We start from the raw sequence: 14,680 nt of genomic DNA on the forward strand, positions 1-14,680 counted from the left end.
TTGAATAGTTTATTTGGGGCGTTTTCTTTTTATGGGAGGGGACTATCTTGATAGACAATGACGATCTTAAAAAAATTGAAGCGTTGTTTGACAAAAGCTGCGATAACTGTCTGCTCACCCGCCAACACTGTTCAAGTTGCCGTATTGACAAATTAAGAGGGATTTTCAATCAATTTAAGCAACCGGGAATTCACGAAGCATTCTTGATTAATATCAATGATTTAAGCGCTTTATTGGACCTGGCCGAAGAAGCCGCCAATACCGGCGCGCGAAAACATGAAGTCGTTGATAAATGGCGGCGCGCAATTAGCAAAGATAAAGCCGCTGCCGCGATATAAGATACATGCAATTATAATATTTCGACAGGGATGTTAAACGGGCGAAGGCGCTCTTTTTGACCGGTATGACTATAATCCGGTCTTAAAGAACGTTTTTATTTTATTCAGGTAAGGTTGAACAGGCGCCGCATTGTAAGCCTGCTGGCCGCCGATGGCAAATTTTCATGGAAGAAATGGGAGGAGTAAAAACCAATGACTGAAATCAATGTGCAAGATCTTGCGTCCGGTGTGGATACCGTGTGGGTATTGCTCTGCGCGGCCCTGGTATTCTTTATGGAAGGCGGGTTCGCCTTCCTGGAAGCCGGTTTTATCCGCGCCAAGAACTCTATGAATATCGTGATGAAAGTTTTCACCGACAGCACAATCGGGATGCTCAGTTACTGGGCGGCAGGCTTTGGAATAATGTACGGCTTGGACCGGGCCGGCGTTTTCGGAAGCACCGGGTTTTTAATCGGCGGCGACCTGAGCCACATTCAATTAAGAATACCAATCTATGCTTATTGGTTATTCCAGGCAGCCTTTGCCATGGCCATGGCCTCGATCGTTTCCGGCGCGGTGGCCGAACGGATGAAATACGGCCCTTACATTATCTATACCGCGGTGGCAGCCGCCTTGATTTATCCTGTCGCCGGCCACTGGGTATGGGGGGTTAACGGCTGGCTGGGAAAACTCGGGATGCTGGACTTCGCCGGATCGGCGGTTGTGCACGCCGTGGGCGGCTGGAGCGCCCTCGCAGCCGTGCTGGCGCTGGGTCCGCGAACAGGGAAGTATAACAAAGACGGCTCTTTAAATGTTCTGCCCGCTCACAACTTGCACCTGGCCTTTTTGGGGACCTTTATTCTGTGGTTTGGCTGGTTCGGCTTCAATCCGGGCAGTTCCCTCTCCGGACTGGACATGAATATAGCCAGGATCGCCCTGACCACCAACCTGGCCGCGGCGGCAGGCGGCACCGCCGGCATCCTGTTTACCATGTTCAAATACGGCAAAGCCGACCCCAGTATGGCTATGAACGGAGCGCTGGCAGGACTCGCCGCCATTACGGCCGGGACAGCTTACGTGCAACCGGCCGGCGCGGTGATAATAGGCGGAGTAGCCGGAGTATTGGTGGTTCTGGCAGTGAGCTTCTTTGACAAAATCAAGGCTGACGACCCGGTAGGCGCTATTGCCGTGCACGGGGCAGGCGGCACATGGGGAGCCCTGGCGGTTGGCTTGTTTGCCCAGCAGGGCGGCTTGTTTTACGGCGGCGACGCCGGGCTCCTGGGCGTTCAGGCGCTCGGCGTTCTTTCAGTATCGGTATGGGCTTTCACTGCCACTTACCTGGTGTTCACAGCGTTAAAGAAAACAGTCGGTATCCGGGTATCCGCCCAGGAAGAATTTGAAGGACTGGATTTGAATGAACATGGCATCACAGCATACACGGGACTGATGACAAACCCGCTTTACGACATCGAAGAGAACCCGGCACACTCCTTTGGCGGTATCCAGCCGCAGAAAGCGCTACTGGTGAATACCGCTCAAAACATTGAGCCATAAACTCAACGCCTTAAAGCAAGAGACTTTTATTCCGGTATAGTTTATACACAAGTTAATCAAAGCAAAGTCAATAAAAGAGCTCCCCCAAAGGGGTATGTCGAAATGGTATGGCGCTTGACGTCATGCCATTTTCTTTTGCAGGTTTCTTCAATCGTGGCCAGGCCCATACGATGCGCCATTACCTTTTTTGTGGCATCCTGCGATGTTTCATTTCAGCGTAATTTGTACCTCTTTCCCAAGAGATCGGGCAACCTTTGCCAGAAAGTCGAGGGACGGATTGTACGTTCCGCTTTCCAGGCGGCTGATATTGTTTACTCAATAATACAAAGGGTATCCCCCACTTTGACCACGTCACCCTCACTTACCATGATTTCCTTAATAGTTCCGCCCGAAGGAGAAGGCACATTGAAAATTGCTTTACTGGTCTCCATTTCAACCAGATCATCCTCTTCTTCAACCTTGTCGCCTTCCTTCACGTGCCAGAAAGTAACGGTACATTCCTCAACACCTTCAGCGAGAAACGGCAACTTGACTTCCATATGATAAACCTCCCTTATTGTACTTTAATTGACTATATAGTTGTTAAGTTGATGTAGGTTTGCCATTAGGGCGATTTTAAGCCTACTTCAAACTATATTTGCGATACACTTCACCGGCCTGGTAAGAACTGCGCACCCACGGGCCTGCCGCAACTTCCCCGAACCCCATGGACAACCCTTTTTCCATGTAAAAATCATAAGTCTCCGGCAAGACATATTCCATTACCGGCAGTTGAACATCTGAAGGACGAAGATATTGCCCGATAGTGAGGATGTCGCAGCTTGCGGAGCGTAAAATGCGCATTACATTCAGAACCTCTTCACTGCTCTCACCCAAGCCAACCATCAGACCGGACTTGGTAGTGATCCCAGGCGCTAGTTCCTTAACTTTTTTTAAAAAATCTACCGACCTTGTAAAATCAGCCTGCGGCCTTACAGTAGGATAAAGTCTGGGAACCGTTTCGATATTATGGTTAAAAACATCAGGTCCGGCGGCAACCACTTCGGCAATCGACTCCGGTTTGCCCTGGAAATCCGGGGTAAGGACCTCAATGGTGGCGTCCGGCGCTATCTTTCTAATAAGCCCAATAGTACCGGCAAAATGCCCCGCGCCGCCGTCCGGCAAGTCGTCCCGGGTTACCGACGTAACCACCACATGTTTTAAACCCAGCACGGCTGCCGCTTCCGCCACCCGCTCCGGCTCGCCTGAATCCGGCGCCGCCGGTGTCCCCTTGTTTACAGCGCAAAAAGCACAACCACGAGTGCAGGTATCACCCAGGATCATAAAGGTGGCGACTTTCCGGGAAAAGCATTCCGCCTGGTTGGGGCACCGCGCTCCCTGGCAGACTGTATGCAGACGCAGTCCGGACAGCAGTTCCCTGGTGTGAGCTACTTTAACGGAAGTAACTATTGTTTTGCGCAGCCAGGGCGGAAAACGCCCCGTCACGGTCATATCCCCACCGCCTCACTCAGTTCGGCCGCTGAATAGCCGGCTTCTATCTGAAGATTAAATACATCCCCGAAATGTCCCCCAACGGTTGCCATAATTTCAAATTCCGGGACATCCCGGCCGAGGAGCCTGGTTAACGAGGTCACTCCCTTATCCCGGATGCCGCAGGGAGTAATAAAGCTGAAATACTTCATATCCGGATTAATATTAAAAGCCCATCCATGATAACTAACCCAGTTGCTGACCCCGATCCCAACGGCGCATATCTTATCCTGACCGGCCCAAACCCCGGGATACCGGTCCAGGCGGCCTGCCTCGACGCCGTATTCCGCCAGGACCCGGATGAACACCTCTTCGTACATGCGCAGCAATTTATGGAGGTCGCTTCCGTGCTGCCTTAAATTTAAGATGGGGTAACCGACAAGCTGACCGGGGCCATGGTAAGTAATATCGCCACCCCGGTCGACTTCATATACTTTGATGCCCTCACGCTCCAGCACATAGTCCGGCGCAAGGATATGTTTCCTGGACCCGCTCCGGCCAATCGTATAGACCGGCGGGTGGCTCAACAACAGGAGTGTGTCAGGAATTTTCCCGGTTACCCGTTCCTTAACCAGCCTTTTTTGCAGGTTGTACGCTTTAAGATAATCACATAGTCCTAGATACAGTACCCGGCACCAGCGATTCAAGAGTTCGCCCTCCTCCGGAAAACTTTTCTATATAGGTAGTCAGAATTCAGTAGTCGGAATTCAGAATATTACGAGTCAAAAACCACTCTTTTATTCTGACTACTGACTCCTGACTACTGAATACTGTCATTTCACGTGTGTATGCTCATGCCGTGTACGGCCCCGGCGGCTTCCAGCACGGCCTCGGGCAATGTCGGGTGGGCGTGAATGGTTTCTGTCAGCTGCTTAACCGTGACCCCCATCTTGACGGCCAGGGCGGCTTCAGCGATCAGGTCGGTGGCGTGCGGCCCGACAATATGCACTCCGAGCACCCGGTCGCTTTCCGGATCGGCAAGAATTTTGACAAATCCATTTGTTTCACCCATGGCTTTCGCCTTGCCGCTGGCGATAAAGGGGAATTTACCCGATTTGACATTGATTCCTTTTTCTTGCGCCTCCTGGGTAGTCAAACCGACACCCGCAACTTCCGGGTGGGTGAAGACGCAATTAGGTATTACCCGGTAGTCCATCTCACGGGGACGGCCTAAAATATTGTCGACCGCGGCCAGGCCCTGGGCGGAAGCGACATGGGCAAGCTGGATTTTGCCGGTAATGTCGCCAATCGCGTAGATGCCGGGAACGCTGGTTTCAAGTTTACCGTTAACAATGACCTCACCGCGCTGCCCCAAGGCCACACCAGCTTCTTCCAACCCCAAACCGTGGGTGTTCATCGTCCGGCCGATGGAAATAAGCGCCCTGCCGGCAGCAATTTCTTCACCCGATTCCAACACGGCGGTAACAGTTCCGGCAGACTTCTTCACTTCCAGGATATTCGCCTTGGTTTTAACAGTGATACCCTGCCGTTTTAGCAGTCCCTGCATTGTCTTGGCCGCTTCCTGATCTACCGCCGGCAAGATGGCGGGCATCACTTCCAGCACGGTTACTTTCGATCCCAGGGCATTAAAGATACAGGCGAACTCACAGCCAATCACCCCGCCGCCGACAACCAGCATCTTTTCCGGAACGTCAGCGATGTTTAACGCCTCATTGGAGGTGAGCACCAACTCCCCGTCGTAGCCTAAAGCTGTGATTAGTGCCGGCTCGGTTCCAGTGGCGATAATAATATTATCTGTTGTTAAAACTATTTCTTCGCCGCCTTCCGCCGCCACACTGACTTTACCCGGAGCCTGCAGGCGGGCCGTACCCTTAATCAAATCTATTTTATTCTTTTTAATAAGATAATTTACCCCCGTAACCAGTTGAGACACGACTTTATTTTTCCGCTCCACCAGGCGGCTGAAATCAACCGTCACTTCTCCCGTGGCAATGCCGAATTCGGCAGCGCGGCGGATGTTATTCAACAATTCGGCGCCGTACGCCAGTGTTTTAGTCGGGATGCACCCCCGGTTCAAGCAGGTGCCGCCCACTTCGTCCTTTTCAATTAAGGCGACTTTAGCGCCCAGTTGGGCCGCCCGGACCGCGGCGACATAGCCGCCCGGACCGGCGCCTATAATCACAATTTTATAGCACACTATACCCACCTCGCTAAACAGTTGTCGGTCGTCAGACGTCTACTTTTCACCCAGTTTATCCGAATCAACCCCGCCGCGCAAGTGAAACACTCCGCAGTACAACCCGGTGTCCAAGTGCCGTCTGCCGGTTGCCGGCCCATAATATTTTTATTACCTTGACATGAAAATAGTTTCAATATAGTATTACTATACTGTCAGTAATTGGTGGTCAGCCAAAGTATTTGACAGATGTTCACGAAGGATGAATCAAAATGATTTTTTTAAATTACCTAACGGCTATATTAATGAGTATACTAGTTACAAAAATTATTCTTAATATGATATCCCTCATTTGAAAAAGAGGGGATTAGCCGGAGTATTCTCTAACAAGATTTTTGAGGACCTAACCAAATAATTTTTATTTTATCAGTTACTTTTTGAAATTCTTTATCCCCAGTAATGAGTGGCGCATCTTTTTCTAAAGCAAGCGCAGCGGCGAAACAATCTGCAAAGGAGATACCACCCCTCGACTTAAATATCCCAGCTAATTTAGCCCGTTCCCAAGTGACATCTACAATACGAATATTATTAGCTTGCATTACTTCAGACTCAACGATCTCCGCAGTTTCCATACCTCGCTCTCGAAGTACAATATAAAATACTTCACCTAAATTAATCGCACTTATATAAAACTGTGCCCCAGGACCCTGGAGATATTCATTAACAATATCTCCCCCCTCCTCAGCTTCCAAAAAAGCAAGCAAGGCATACGCATCCAAAACGAAAACTTTATCGTTCTTCTTTCTCAATTTCCAGGGCATGTTCTTTTCGCAGCGACCCGGTTAAGCTTGTTTTACCTTTTAAAGTACCATGAAGCTTAACAAATGGTCTATCCTGTAATGGTACCAAAACTAACTTACCTTCGTGTTCGTGTAGTTGAAACCTATCTCCTTGTTTAATATTGAATTTTTTTCTTATTTCTGAAGGGATAATTATTTGTCCTTTTGAAGAAACTGTGATAACCGGCACTGCCTTACACCTCCTTTATCTTACATTATAAATGTAAGCTGACTTAATATCAATTATAAGGTATTTATTATTTGTTAATAGATTTATCGGTTGTTTCAAAAAAATACCAAAAGAATATATTGATAATAATAAATCACGGTGTTATGAAATTCATTTTTCTACAACTGATAACTACAATGCTTTTGCACTCATAAAAAGCAGGGATGAATTTCATCATCCCTGCCCAAAATACTTTTCTTTTATTCTGACTCCTGAATTTCTGACTCCTGTCTACTGATCACTTTAGCATGGTGGAACCCATCAGGTAGCGGTCACACTCGCGCGCCGCGCCGCGCCCTTCATTGATCGCCCAGATCACGAGGCTTTGACCCCGGCGCATGTCGCCGGCGGCAAATACTCCTTTGACATTGGTCGCAAACTTGCCGTATTCAGCCTTCGCGTTGGAAAACCCGTCGCGCTCGACACCGAGCTGGTCGAGCAGGGTGTTTTCCGGACCGGTAAACCCCATGGCCAACAGCACCAACTGGGCGGACCAAACTTTCCCGGTACCGGGAATTTCCCTGGGCGCAAGGCGGCCCTGATCATCTTTTATCCACTCAACCTGAATAGTGTGTACTTCTTTTACATAGCCATACTCATCTCCGGCAAATTTTTGCGCCGTGACGCAGTAATGACGGGGGTCGGCTCCGTAAAGAGCCTCCGCTTCCGCCTGGCCGTAATCAACTTTAAATACCCGCGGGAATTGGGGCCAGGGGTTATTGGCGGCACGTTCGAGCGGCAACCTCGGCATGATCTCAAGCTGGTTGACACTATTGCATTTGTGGCGCAGGGCGGTGCCGACACAGTCGGTGCCGGTGTCACCGCCGCCGATCACAATAACGTCTTTGCCCGCGGCGGAGATATAATTCCCGTCGGCAAGACCGGAGTCCAGCAGGCTCTTGGTACTTGCGCCCAAAAATTCCACCGCGAAGTGAATTCCCTTCAGGTTTCGGCCCTCAATCGGCAGATCGCGCGGTTTTGTCGAGCCTCCGCAAAGAACTGCCGCGTCGAATTCTTGTAAGAGCTTTTTCGCGGGATAGTCTTTGCCCACTTCCGTGCTTGTTACAAAAGTGACACCTTCCGCCGCCATCAAATCAACGCGCCGCTGAACAATCCTTTTGTCAAGCTTCATATTGGGGATGCCGTACATCAAAAGCCCGCCAACCCGGTCGGCACGCTCAAAAACAGTAACCCGGTGACCGGCTTTGTTAAGCTGGTCCGCGCAGGCCAGGCCGGAAGGACCGGAGCCAACCACTGCAACTTTTTTGCCAGTCCTGCCGGAAGGCGGGCACGGGGCTATCCATCCCTCTTCATAGGCACGCTCGATAATGGCATTCTCGATAATTTTCGTAGTGACAGGGTCGCTGTACAACCCGGCGGCACACGCGCCCTCACAAAGGGCCGGGCAAACCCTGCTCGTAAACTCCGGAAAGTTATTCGTTTTTAACAGGCGTGTCAACGCCTCTTTCCACAGGCCCCTGGACACCAGGTCATTCCACTCGGGGATCAGATTATGGTTGGGGCAACCTGAAATCATGCCGTTTATCACGGTTCCGCTATGGCAGAAGGGCGTGCCGCAACCCATGCAGCGCGATCCCTGAATTTTTAACTTTTCCTCCGAAAAAGGGCAATGAAGTTCGTCCCAGTCATTTATGCGCTCCAAAGGAGCACGGTCGTCCGGGAGTTCCCTCTGATATTCCATAAATCCTGTCGGCTTACCCATGATACTTCCTCCTCACCGGTTAGTTCCCGCTGACCCGAGATACGTCTTTTAGATTTTCTTCAAAAGCGACCATAATGGCTTCATCACCGCCAAGGCCCATCTGATGCGCCCGGTCAATGGCTTCAAGCATGCGCTTGTAATCTTTTGGAATAACCTTTACAAATTTCGGCGCCATTTCGTCCCATTTATCCAGAACCACCCGGGCTTTTTCGCTTCGGGTATATTTTAAATGTCTTTGAATCATTTCTTTAACCTCGGCAGTTTCACCGGCATTTTCAAGAGTTTCAATAGTTACCATCTCGTAGTTGCAGCGATCCGGGAACGTCCCGTCTTCGTCAAGCACATAGGCAACCCCGCCCGACATGCCGGCCGCGAAGTTCCTGCCGGTCACGCCAAGCACGACAACACGGCCGCCGGTCATATATTCACATCCGTGGTCGCCTACACCTTCAACAACAGCATTCACACCGCTGTTTCTGACACAGAATCTTTCACCGGCCACGCCCCGGATATAAGCTTCCCCTGATGTCGCGCCGTAAAAGGCCACATTGCCGACAACGATGTTTTCTTCCGGCACGAAGGTCGCTTTAGCCGGCGGAAAAACAATCAGCTTGCCGCCCGAAAGGCCTTTGCCGTAGTAATCGTTGGCGTCTCCTTCAAGGGTGAGCGTAATTCCCCTGGAAACAAAAGCGCCAAAACTTTGCCCGGCGGAACCATCAAAGTAAAGACGGATTGTATCCTCGGGCAGGCCTACCCCACCGTAGCGCTTGGTCACCTCATGGCCCAATATAGTGCCTACCACCCGGTTGGTGTTCAGAATAGGCAGCCTGGCCTCAACCGGCTCCCCGCGCTCCAGGGCCGGCTCGCATCTCTTTAATAGCTCCTGTTTATCCAGAGATTTCTCCAACCCGTGATATTGTTCAGTTTGGCAGTACCTCCCGACGTTTTCCGGAACGTCGGGCTGCCAGAGCAGGGCCGACAGGTCCAGTCCTTTCGCCTTCCAGTGATCTATATCTTTCTTGGCTTCCAGCACATCGGTGCGGCCAACCATTTCGTTAACAGTGCGGAAACCGAGTTCCGCCATAATTTCCCGTATTTCCCGGGCGATAAACCTCATAAAGTTGACTACATGCTGCGGGTCGCCCTTGAAATTCTTACGCAATTCCGGGTTTTGGGTCGCTATGCCGACCGGGCAGGTATCCAGGTTGCAAACCCGCATCATAACACAGCCCATGACGATCAGTGGAACTGTGGCAAATCCGTATTCTTCGGCGCCGAGCAGTGTGGCGATCACCACGTCCCTGCCGGTCATCAGTTTTCCGTCCGTTTCAACAATAATTCTGTCGCGTAAATTATTCAACACCAGCGTTTGATGTGTCTCAGCCACCCCGAGTTCCCAGGGCAGGCCGGCATGAGTGATGCTCGTCCTGGGTGAGGCCCCCGTGCCGCCGTCAAAGCCGCTGATTAATACTACATCAGCCCGCCCCTTGGACACCCCGGCCGCAATTGTGCCCACGCCAACTTCCGAAACAAGCTTAACGTTGATCCTGGCGTTTGGATTAGAGTTCTTTAAGTCGTGAATCAATTCAGCCAGGTCTTCAATCGAATAAATATCGTGGTGCGGCGGGGGTGAAATCAAGCCTACCCCGGCCGTGGTCCCCCTGACCTTGCCAACCCAGGGATACACCTTGCGCCCCGGAAGCTGGCCGCCCTCACCGGGTTTTGCCCCCTGGGCCATCTTGATCTGGATTTCATCCGCGTTGACCAGGTATTCACTGGTAACGCCAAACCTGCCCGAGGCCACCTGCTTGATGGCGCTGCGCCGGGAATCGCCGTTTGGCAGGGGCTTGAAGCGGGCCGGATCTTCCCCGCCCTCGCCCGTATTGCTCTTGCCCCCAATGCGGTTCATGGCGATAGCCATGGTTTCGTGGGCTTCCTTGCTGATCGAGCCGAACGACATGGCCCCGGTCTTAAAGCGCCGGCAGATGGACTCCACCGGTTCGACCTCTTCAATCGGCACGGGCGTCCGGTCTTTTTTAAAGTCTAAATACTTGCGCAGCGCGTTTTTCTGGCCGTCGACCAGCGCCGAGTATTTCTTAAATAACGGAAAGTCACTATTGCGGCAGGCCTGCTGCAGCAAAGCGATAGTTTCCGGATTGATCATATATTCTTCACCGTCATGCCGCCACTGGTAAGTGGAGCCGGCATCCAGCGCGCTGTCACAGCCGGGCGAGAAAGCCCTCTGGTGGCGGAGCGCCGCCTCACCGGCGATTTCAGCCAGCCCGACTCCGCCCACACGCGAAGCAGTCCAGGTAAAATATTTGTCAATTACAGACTGGTCAATCCCGACAGCCTCAAATATCTGGGCTCCACAGTAGCTCTGGATTGTGGATATACCCATTTTGGAAGCAACCTTGACCACGCCCTTAATAGCCGCCTTGATGTAATTCTTCCGCGCCTCCTTGACTGTTATCCCGTCCAGCATCCCCTGACGTGACATATCCTCCAGCGTTTCCAAGGCCAGGTAAGGATTGACGGCGCTTGCGCCGTAGCCCAGCAGCACCGCCAAGTGATGCGTTTCGCGCGGTTCCCCTGATTCAAGCAAAAGGCTGACCCTGTTCCGGGTTCTCTCCCGGATCAGGTGGTGATGCAGCCCCGCTACGGCAAGCAGGGCCGGAATGGGCGCGTTTTCGGCATCCACACCCCGGTCGGATAATATCAGCAAATTGGCGCCGCCGTCAATGGCCCGGCCGGCCGCATGGAACAGGTCTTCCAGCGCCTTTTCCATGCCCCGGCTTCCTTCCGCCACTTTGAACAGGATGGGCAAGGTCACCGTTTTAAACCCGTCCATCTTCAGATGCCGGATTTTAGCCAACTCTTCATTGGTCAGGACAGGCGCTTTCAGCCTGATCCGGCGGCAACTGCCGGGTTCCGGCTTGATCAGGTTCTTTTCACTGCCGACGGTGGTCTCGACGGCAAAAATGATCTCCTCGCGAATGGAGTCAATCGGCGGGTTGGTCACCTGGGCAAACAATTGCTTAAAATATTTGTACAAAAGCTGAGGCTGGTCCGATAAAACCGCCAGCGGGCCGTCATGCCCCATTGCCCCCACCGGCTCCACCCCGTCTCTCGCCATGCGCTCCAGCACTTTAGAAAGGTCCTCATAAGTATAACCAAAGGCCTGCTGCCGCTTGAGCACCATCTCAAAGTCCGGTTCCGGCACATCAGGAGCCTCCGGCAGTTGTTCGAGGCTCACCAGGAACTCGTCCAGCCACTTCCGGTAAGGATGCTCCGTCACCATGCTCGTTTTAAGCTCTTCATCGCTGATAATGCGACCCTCTACCGTGTCGACAAGCAGCATGCGCCCCGGGCGCAGCCGTTCTTTCAGCACTATGTCCTCCGGCGGTATGTCAAGCACACCGACTTCCGAGGCCAAAACAATGAGGTCGTCTTTGGTTACGTAATATCGCGAAGGCCGCAGGCCGTTCCGGTCAAGCACGGCGCCGATGATCGCGCCGTCCGTGAAAGCGATGGACGCGGGTCCGTCCCACGGCTCCATCAAGCAGCCGTGGTATTCATAAAACGCTTTCTTTTCGTCGCTCATACTTTCGTGGTTGGACCACGGTTCCGGAATCATCATCATGGCGGCGTGAGGCAGGGAACGCCCCGTGAGCGACAAAAACTCGAAGCAGTTGTCAAACATGGCCGAGTCACTGCCGTCCTGGTCGATCACAGGGAAGACTTTTGCCATATCCTCGCCGAACAGTTCCGACTCGCACATGGCCTGGCGGGTATGCATCCAGTTGATGTTGCCGCGCAGGGTGTTGATTTCCCCGTTATGGATCAAGTAACGGTACGGGTGGGCGCGCTCCCAGCTGGGGAACGTATTGGTGCTGAACCGGGAATGGACCAGGGCCAGCGCGGTTTCCACGGCAGGGTCGTTTAGATCGGGATAAAACTCGGCAACCTGTTCGGAAATCAACATTCCTTTATAAACTATCGTTCTGCAGGAGAAACTGGCAAAATAGAAAGTATCCCCTTCCCGCAGGCAGTCGCGGGGAACTTCTTTTTCCGCCCGCTTGCGAATAACGTAAAGCTTGCGCTCAAAGGCCATGATGTCTTTGACGTCCGGATTTTTCCCGATAAAAATTTGGCGTATATATGGTTGAGCCAGTTTCGCGGTTTCACCAAGCGTATGGTTGTCTGTCGGAACAGTTCGCCACCCCAGCGGGGTCTGGCCTTCTTCCCCGACGATTCTTTCCAGCGCTTGTTCGCATCTTTCACGCGAGGTGGGATCCGTAGGCAGGAAAAGCATACCGACGCCGTAATTTCCCGCGGAGGGAAGGTGGATACCCTCCTTGGCACATTCCTTTTCAAAAAAAGCATGCGGAATTTGCATGAGGATTCCCGCGCCGTCACCGGTATTCAACTCGGCTCCCCTGGCTCCGCGATGGTCTAAATTAAGCAAAACGGCGAGAGCTTTTCGTACGATGTCGTTTGATTTTTTTCCTTTTATGTTCGCCACAAAACCGATGCCGCAGGCGTCATGTTCGTACCACGGGTCGTAAAGGCCTTGTTTTGAAGGTAATCCATTGATTTTCATGTTCTACAACCTTTCTTTCTCTCCTTAATAAATGAAAAAATGTATTAGAAAAAGAAAAGGCCTCATTACAGGCGTGCTATAACACCGCACCCTGCAATACGGGCCTCATTGCCGAACTTTAACTTAGATACGCCGTTGTATCCGCATTTTCTGTTGGTATTTTGTTGGTTAATTAGAAACTATGCAAAAGAAGAACAAAGAACATCCAAAAGTCTACTAAGTTTATACTTGACCTTCCTCACCAGGCAAAGGAACATGAAATCCAAGCCGATTATCTTCCATTCGAGATCGTTTTTTGCCCTTATGCCATTCTAACTCAACTTTCGTTCACCGAAAGTCGAGTTAGAAATTTTAACTGCCTTCTTATTTAAAACTTGGTCAGGTACTCCTCAATCTCCCAGGGATGTACCTGAACCCGGTAGCGATCCCACTCGATCTCTTTCGCCTCGATAAATCTGCCAAAAATATGTTCACCCAGGGCTTCTTGAATTACTTTGTCTTTTTTTAATTCCTGCACAGCCTCATGCAGATTTTCGGGCAGGCTGCCGATGCCAAGCTGCTCTCTTTCAGCCGGCGTCATCTCGTAAATGTTGCGGTTGCACGGCGCGGGCGGCATAATCCGGTTTTTGATACCTTCAATACCAGCCTTAAGGCAGACCGCCATGGCCAGGTAAGGGTTGCACGCCGGGTCGGGGTTGCGCAGCTCAATGCGGGTGGACTCTCCCCGCTTGGCCGGAATCCTGATCAGGGGACTCCTGTTGCGTGCCGACCAGGCCACATATACCGGCGCCTCATAGCCGGAAACCAGTCTCTTGTAGGAGTTAACCGTCGGGTTCACGATTGCCGATATCGCCCTGGCATGCTTCATCAAACCGCCCACATAATAAATACAATCCTGCCCCAAACCGTCTGCGGCGGCAGGATCATAAAAGGCGTTCTTTCCGTTTTTCATCAGCGACTGGTTCATGTGCATGCCGGAGCCTGAAAGTCCAAACACCGGCTTGGGCATGAAGGTCGCGTGCAGGCCATGCCGCTGGGCAATGGTGCGCACCACAAACTTGAATGTGACAACCTTGTCCGCTATATCCAGCGCTTCCGCAAACTTAAAGTCGATCTCATGCTGGCCCGGCGCCACCTCGTGGTGCGAGGCCTCTATCTCAAAGCCCATTTGCTCCAAAGTCAGTACCATGTCACGCCGGGCGTTCTCCCCCAGGTCGACGGGAGTGAGGTCGAAGTAACCGGCCTTGTCGTGGGTGATGGTAGTGGGCTTTCCTTCACTGTCAACGTGGAAAAGGAAAAATTCGGCTTCCGGCCCCACATTCATCGTGTAGCCCATTTCCGCGGCTTCTTGGATAGCCCTCTTCAGAACAAACCGCGGGTCACCCGCGAAAGGCTTGCCGTCGTGATCGTAGATGTCGCAGATTAAACGGGCTACCGCGCCTTCCTGGGGCTTCCAGGGAAAAGTCGCAAACGTTGCCGGATCGGGCCGCAAATACATATCGGATTCCTCAATGCGAACAAAACCCTCTATGGATGAGCCGTCAAACATCAACTCACCGTCAAGGGCTTTATCCAGTTGCTCAACTGTTATGGCGACATTTTTCAAAATGCCGAAGATATCCGTAAATTGAAGGCGCACAAACTTTACTCCCAGGTCCTTGGCCAGATTACGCACATCGTCGTTGGTAAGCTTAGCCACTTATATTTCACACCTTTCTGTTTGCTGTCACCACGGCGCAATAATTACA

Annotated in this window: 11 protein-coding genes and 1 pseudogene; 2 read left to right on the top strand and 10 right to left on the bottom strand. The window is 51.9% G+C overall.

Annotated elements, in window-relative coordinates; all coding sequences use genetic code 11:
- Nucleotides 1–47 precede the first annotated feature (47 nt).
- Nucleotides 48–338 carry a hypothetical protein gene (locus tag L7E55_RS06275; protein ID WP_277443224.1) on the top strand — a complete coding sequence of 97 codons (291 nt, stop codon included), beginning with the start codon at nucleotides 48–50 and terminating at the stop codon, nucleotides 336–338.
- Nucleotides 339–530: 192 nt separating this feature from the next.
- The gene (locus tag L7E55_RS06280) at nucleotides 531–1,871 is read left to right on the top strand and encodes an ammonium transporter (protein WP_277443225.1); all 1,341 of its coding nucleotides are present in this window, start codon (nucleotides 531–533) and stop codon (nucleotides 1,869–1,871) included.
- Between the two features lie 207 nt (nucleotides 1,872–2,078).
- On the opposite strand, the pseudogene L7E55_RS06285 reads toward L7E55_RS06280, so the two are convergent.
- The 10 genes and pseudogenes from L7E55_RS06285 to glnA form a co-directional block, all read right to left on the bottom strand.
- Nucleotides 2,079–2,183, bottom strand: a pseudogene (locus L7E55_RS06285) (helix-turn-helix domain-containing protein); the annotation flags it as partial.
- Nucleotides 2,183–2,410, bottom strand: a complete 228-nt coding sequence (locus L7E55_RS06290; RefSeq protein WP_277443226.1) for a biotin/lipoyl-containing protein — start codon at nucleotides 2,408–2,410, stop codon at nucleotides 2,183–2,185. The gene L7E55_RS06290 and the pseudogene L7E55_RS06285, both read right to left, overlap by 1 nt.
- A gap of 82 nt (nucleotides 2,411–2,492) precedes the next feature.
- Nucleotides 2,493–3,356, bottom strand: a complete 864-nt coding sequence (gene lipA, locus L7E55_RS06295) for a lipoyl synthase (protein WP_338091179.1) — start codon at nucleotides 3,354–3,356, stop codon at nucleotides 2,493–2,495.
- A 2-nt stretch (nucleotides 3,357–3,358) separates the two neighbouring features.
- On the bottom strand, nucleotides 3,359–4,048 hold the full coding sequence (gene lipB / locus L7E55_RS06300; protein WP_277443228.1) for a lipoyl(octanoyl) transferase LipB: 690 nt from the start codon (nucleotides 4,046–4,048) through the stop codon (nucleotides 3,359–3,361).
- Between the two features lie 131 nt (nucleotides 4,049–4,179).
- Nucleotides 4,180–5,559 (bottom strand): dihydrolipoyl dehydrogenase, encoded by a 1,380-nt coding sequence (gene lpdA / locus L7E55_RS06305; RefSeq protein ID WP_277443229.1) that lies wholly within the window; start codon nucleotides 5,557–5,559, stop codon nucleotides 4,180–4,182.
- A gap of 362 nt (nucleotides 5,560–5,921) precedes the next feature.
- Nucleotides 5,922–6,347, bottom strand: a complete 426-nt coding sequence (locus tag L7E55_RS06310; protein WP_277443230.1) for a type II toxin-antitoxin system VapC family toxin — start codon at nucleotides 6,345–6,347, stop codon at nucleotides 5,922–5,924.
- The gene (locus tag L7E55_RS06315) at nucleotides 6,328–6,567 is read right to left on the bottom strand and encodes an AbrB/MazE/SpoVT family DNA-binding domain-containing protein (protein ID WP_277443231.1); all 240 of its coding nucleotides are present in this window, start codon (nucleotides 6,565–6,567) and stop codon (nucleotides 6,328–6,330) included. The genes L7E55_RS06310 and L7E55_RS06315 overlap by 20 nt, the downstream gene beginning before the upstream one ends.
- Nucleotides 6,568–6,844: 277 nt before the next feature.
- Entirely contained in the window at nucleotides 6,845–8,329 is a 1,485-nt protein-coding gene (gene gltD, locus L7E55_RS06320) for a glutamate synthase small subunit (protein ID WP_277443234.1), read from the bottom strand.
- 19 nt (nucleotides 8,330–8,348) lie between these two features.
- Nucleotides 8,349–12,932 carry a glutamate synthase large subunit gene (gene gltB / locus L7E55_RS06325; RefSeq protein WP_277443235.1) on the bottom strand — a complete coding sequence of 1,528 codons (4,584 nt, stop codon included), beginning with the start codon at nucleotides 12,930–12,932 and terminating at the stop codon, nucleotides 8,349–8,351.
- A 367-nt stretch (nucleotides 12,933–13,299) separates the two neighbouring features.
- Nucleotides 13,300–14,631, bottom strand: coding sequence for a type I glutamate--ammonia ligase (gene glnA, locus L7E55_RS06330; protein WP_277443237.1), 1,332 nt, complete (start codon nucleotides 14,629–14,631; stop codon nucleotides 13,300–13,302).
- Nucleotides 14,632–14,680 lie beyond the last annotated feature (49 nt).

The organism is Pelotomaculum isophthalicicum JI (assembly GCF_029478095.1).
GTDB lineage: Bacteria > Bacillota > Desulfotomaculia > Desulfotomaculales > Pelotomaculaceae > Pelotomaculum_D > Pelotomaculum_D isophthalicicum.

Excerpts from the sequence above, each read along its gene's own strand:
- L7E55_RS06280 (WP_277443225.1), top strand. The coding sequence starts at position 531 with ATGACTGAAATCAATGTGCAAGATCTTGCGTCCGGTGTGGATACCGTG.
- L7E55_RS06290 (WP_277443226.1), bottom strand. The coding sequence starts at position 2,410 with ATGGAAGTCAAGTTGCCGTTTCTCGCTGAAGGTGTTGAGGAATGTACC.
- gltD (WP_277443234.1), bottom strand. The coding sequence starts at position 8,329 with ATGGGTAAGCCGACAGGATTTATGGAATATCAGAGGGAACTCCCGGAC.
- gltB (WP_277443235.1), bottom strand. The coding sequence starts at position 12,932 with ATGAAAATCAATGGATTACCTTCAAAACAAGGCCTTTACGACCCGTGG.